A 3,864-nucleotide genomic window follows, 5' to 3' on the forward strand; every position below is an offset into this window, starting at 1 on the left:
TCCTCTTTCGAAGATTACGTTTAATACTTTGTGCGAACATTTGATAATTTAAGTATGCAGCTGACCCAAGCCAGCCGGCACCCTCATCAAACGCCCACACTTATCGACTGTTGATTGTTAAAGAACCGTATTCTGTACCACCTTGCTGCACCGTGCGAAGCGTTGTGTTCGTCAGCAGCAGAGGAATGAGATTATGCAGTGTTTCGCGATGCTCGTCAAGTCCTCGTTCGCCTCGTTTCAGATTATTCTTTTGAGCTTGTTAGCGTAAGCACTTGATTACGTTAACGTTTTTTTGCTCGAACGAAAGCGGACGCGAACTATAGCAAATCCGACGCGACTCGCGCAAGAGCAAACTGCTACTGTTGTTTTGCTTGCCGGGTTACGGTTCCGGCAGGTGACCGCGCAGCAGCTGCGCGTCTTGTAAAGGCGTTGCGCCAAAAAGCCTGCGATATTCCCTGCTGAACTGCGAAGGACTTTCGTAACCGACCTGATATGCGACGGTCGCGGCCTCTCTTGTGCCGCTCATGAGAAGGCGGCGTGCCTCGAGTAGCCTGACCTGCTTCTGGTACTGGAGTGGACTCATGACCGTCGCCGCCTTGAAGCCGCGGTGCAGGACCGATGGGCTCAGGCGCACCGACGCGGCGAGATCGGCGATCCTGAGCGGTTCATCGTAATGCGTGCGAATCCAGGAGATCGCCCGACTGACGGCGCGCTCCCGCTGGCCACCCGCCACTGTACGGATCAGCGAGGCGCCACCTGCTGACATGATCAGGCGATACAGAATCTCTTGCTTCAGCAAGCGGCCCAGTACCGGCAAGTCGGCGGGCTGGTCAAGCAGCCGGATCAGGCGCAGGAAAGCGTCCATCAAGTCCTGGCCCGCCGGTTCGACCGAAACAATCGGCCTGTCTTCCGCACCAGCCGCATGCGGCAATGCCATCTCGAGCATGAAAGCCGCGATCTCCTTCGGATCAAGGTCCACACGCAGGCCGTAGTATGGCTCGGCCGTCGTTGCATGCACGATGCGGCCGGACACCGGCATCGCGACGCCCGCCTGCACATAGTGCCCGGGCCCGTAGCGCAGTACCTGTTCACCGACAAGCATTTCCTTTTCGCCCTGCACGATCAGGCACATGGAGGGCTGCAGCATGCCGCTCCCGACCGCGGTCGGCGCGGACCGGCGGATCATGGTGAACCAGGGCAGCGCCGTGCGGATATCGTCGTCGCCCGTGGCATATGACGAGAAGTGCCGCTGCACCTCTCGCAGGAGTCCGGCGCGCGCCGGTGGATCAGAGAGGGTGTTCATGACCGAGCAACGCTTTGGGCTCCAGGTACTGTTCGAATCCGAAAATCCCGAACTCGCGTCCGAGGCCAGACTGCTTGAAGCCGCCGAATGGGGCGGCCGGCTCATCATACAGGCCATTGATGAAGACACGTCCGGCAACGATGCGGTCAGCTACCCGGTTTGCGCGTGCAATGTCTGCCGAAAACACATAGGCGTGCAGGCCGTAGATGGTGTCGTTGGCCATCTGAATGGCCTGCTCTTCGCCGTCGTAAGACATGAGCACCAGTACCGGACCGAAAATCTCCTCGCGCGCGATCGCCATGTCCTTGTGCACGCTGCCGAATACCGTAGGCCGCACGAAGTAGCCCCGCGCCAGCCCATCGGGCCGACCCGGACCGCCCGTCAGCAGCCGCGCGCCATCCTCGATGCCGCGCCGGATATATCCCTGCACGCGCTCGTATTGGGTGTGCGTGACCATCGGCCCGATCGCCGTCGCAGGATCGCGCGGATCGCCGACCCGCAGCGCGTCGAAGGCCGCGACGATTGATTCCTCCGCTTCGCGCAGGCGGGCGCGCGGCACCAGCAGGCGCGAGCCGGCCAGGCAGGCCTGGCCGCTGTTCATGGTCGCAGCCAGGGCCGCGAGCGGCATGGCTTTCGCAAAGTCGGCATCGTCGAGCAGGATGGTGGGCGACTTGCCGCCCAATTCCAGTGTCACGCGTTTCATCGTATCGACTGCGCCACGTGCGATTGCCTTGCCCACGGCGGTAGAACCGGTGAACGAGATCTTGGCGATATCCGGATGGCGCACAATCTCGGCGCCGACGGTATCCCCTCGCCCGGTCACAATATTGAACAGGCCGGGCGGCAGGTCGGCACGATGGAGGACACGGGTGAGCAGCGCGGTCTGCCGCGCACTGAGCTCGCTGGGCTTGATGACTGCCGTGCTGCCCGCGGCGATCGCCATCGACAGTTTGCTGCAGATGAAGCCATAGTTGGCGTTCCATGGCGTGATCAGACCAACGACTCCGAGCGGTTCCATAACGACCTTGGCGCTGGCGATCTGGCGCTCGAACGCATAGTCCGCCAGCAGCGTGCGAGCGGCAGCGAACGAAGCCGCTGCGCGTTTTGCCGTGGCGGTCGAGGTGCGCAGAGGTCCGCCATATTCCTCGACCATTTGCATACTCAGTTCTTCCTCGGCGGCAGCGACCACCTCGTACAGGCGCTGCAGCCACTCCATGCGTTGCGTGCGGCTGCTGCCTCGTAAGGCATGGTAAGCGGACGATGCGGCGGCAATCGCGCGCCGGGCGTCGACTTCGTCGGCAAGCACGATACGTGCGGCAGGGGCTTCGGTGACGGGATCGACCAGGGTCTGCATTTCCTGTCCATGCGGCGCGACGAATGCGCCGTTGATATAGATGGTGTCGATGGTTTCCATGCGTTGTCCTTCAAAAAGTGGTCATGCCATGGTAGGAGAAGCGTGATTACCAGCGGTATCCGGATTCAGGCGAAAGATTGCCTGATCCTGCCTGCGTGGTCGTCCCCCATGGTGTGACCAGCCCGCGACTCAGCATCCAAACGGTATCGAATTCTGCTTGGCGTTCGGCGCACCGTGTCCCATAGTGGTTTCAACAGTGTGCGCATTGATGCTTCGGGGCTGTGGGCGTACTGCTGAGTCATGGAATACAGGCACGAAGAGCAGGAACGACATGACATGGAGATGCGCAACATCATCGAAGAAGCGCGCGTCGTCCTCCCCGGAGTCCAGGCCCTGTTCGGCTTCCAGACGATCGCCGTCTTCAAAGATCGTTTCTCCGAACTGGCTGACTACGCAAAGGCGTGCCATGCCCTGGGCATGATCATGGTGGTCATCTCGATCGCCATGGTAATGACGCCGGCGATCTACTACCGTGCCTGCCGCGGTCACGCGACCGCGTCCATGGTGAAGCTTTCATCCAGAATGATCCGTGGGGCGCTCGGACCGCTGGCGGCTGGCTTGGCCCTGGACATGTTTACGGTGATCCACGTCGTCGCGAGCGGCATGTCAGCCGGCATGGCGCTCAGCGTGGGCGCCGGGCTCGGCACGCTGGCCCTGCTGTCCGGATTCTGGTTTTTCTTGCCCTGCTACGGGCGGCAAATGGCCGAAAAAGGCTAACGGGCTTGGCAAAACCGCCTTGTGTGAATTCTCGAACAGATGAGGTTTCTTGCGGGAGGATAATGCATCAGGTCACAACGATTGCGATTCGATCGAACTGTGACCGGGGCGCCATGGTCGAAGCACGTCAGCTGCAGGACGCAGCAAGATTTCTTGAACTGGGCTGCACTCGCCAAACCCAAAGTTCCGGTATCGGGGGGAGCATATACGGAGGCGAGTGCCGGCCCAGCCGTGCACAGTACCGGCGGTTAGGGCGAACGAAGGTGAAGACGGGAAAGCCCGCCACCTGCCGCGCCGCGGTGCCGCACAGCTGGGAACCCTGGCGGTTTTTGTCCGCCAGGATGGAGCCTCGGTGAAATACCGAGGCTTTTCTTTTACAGCGGCCTGGAACAATGGGACGCAAGCCGGCATCGTGCACGCCTGGTAAAGG

3 protein-coding genes are annotated in these 3,864 nt (G+C 61.1%); 1 reads left to right on the top strand and 2 read right to left on the bottom strand.

The genetic code is table 11. From position 1 onward, the window contains the following. Positions 1–379: 379 nt before the first annotated feature. Both ACQ7JA_RS24880 and ACQ7JA_RS24885 read right to left on the bottom strand, forming a co-directional pair. A complete protein-coding gene (locus tag ACQ7JA_RS24880; protein ID WP_430902386.1) occupies positions 380–1,303 on the bottom strand; it encodes an AraC family transcriptional regulator N-terminal domain-containing protein in 924 nt (307 codons plus the stop codon). Continuing rightward, a complete protein-coding gene (locus ACQ7JA_RS24885) occupies positions 1,287–2,717 on the bottom strand; it encodes an aldehyde dehydrogenase family protein (RefSeq protein ID WP_430902387.1) in 1,431 nt (476 codons plus the stop codon). Before ACQ7JA_RS24885 ends, ACQ7JA_RS24880 begins: the two co-directional genes overlap by 17 nt. 240 nt (positions 2,718–2,957) lie before the next feature. Between ACQ7JA_RS24885 and ACQ7JA_RS24890 the strand changes: the two genes are divergently transcribed. Continuing rightward, positions 2,958–3,434: a DUF6328 family protein gene (locus ACQ7JA_RS24890; protein ID WP_430902388.1), complete on the top strand. Its 477-nt coding sequence runs from the start codon at positions 2,958–2,960 to the stop codon at positions 3,432–3,434. Positions 3,435–3,864: the final 430 nt, after the last annotated feature.

It is taken from the genome of Massilia sp. BKSP1R2A-1 (assembly GCF_050586525.1).
Classification (GTDB): domain Bacteria; phylum Pseudomonadota; class Gammaproteobacteria; order Burkholderiales; family Burkholderiaceae_D; genus Telluria.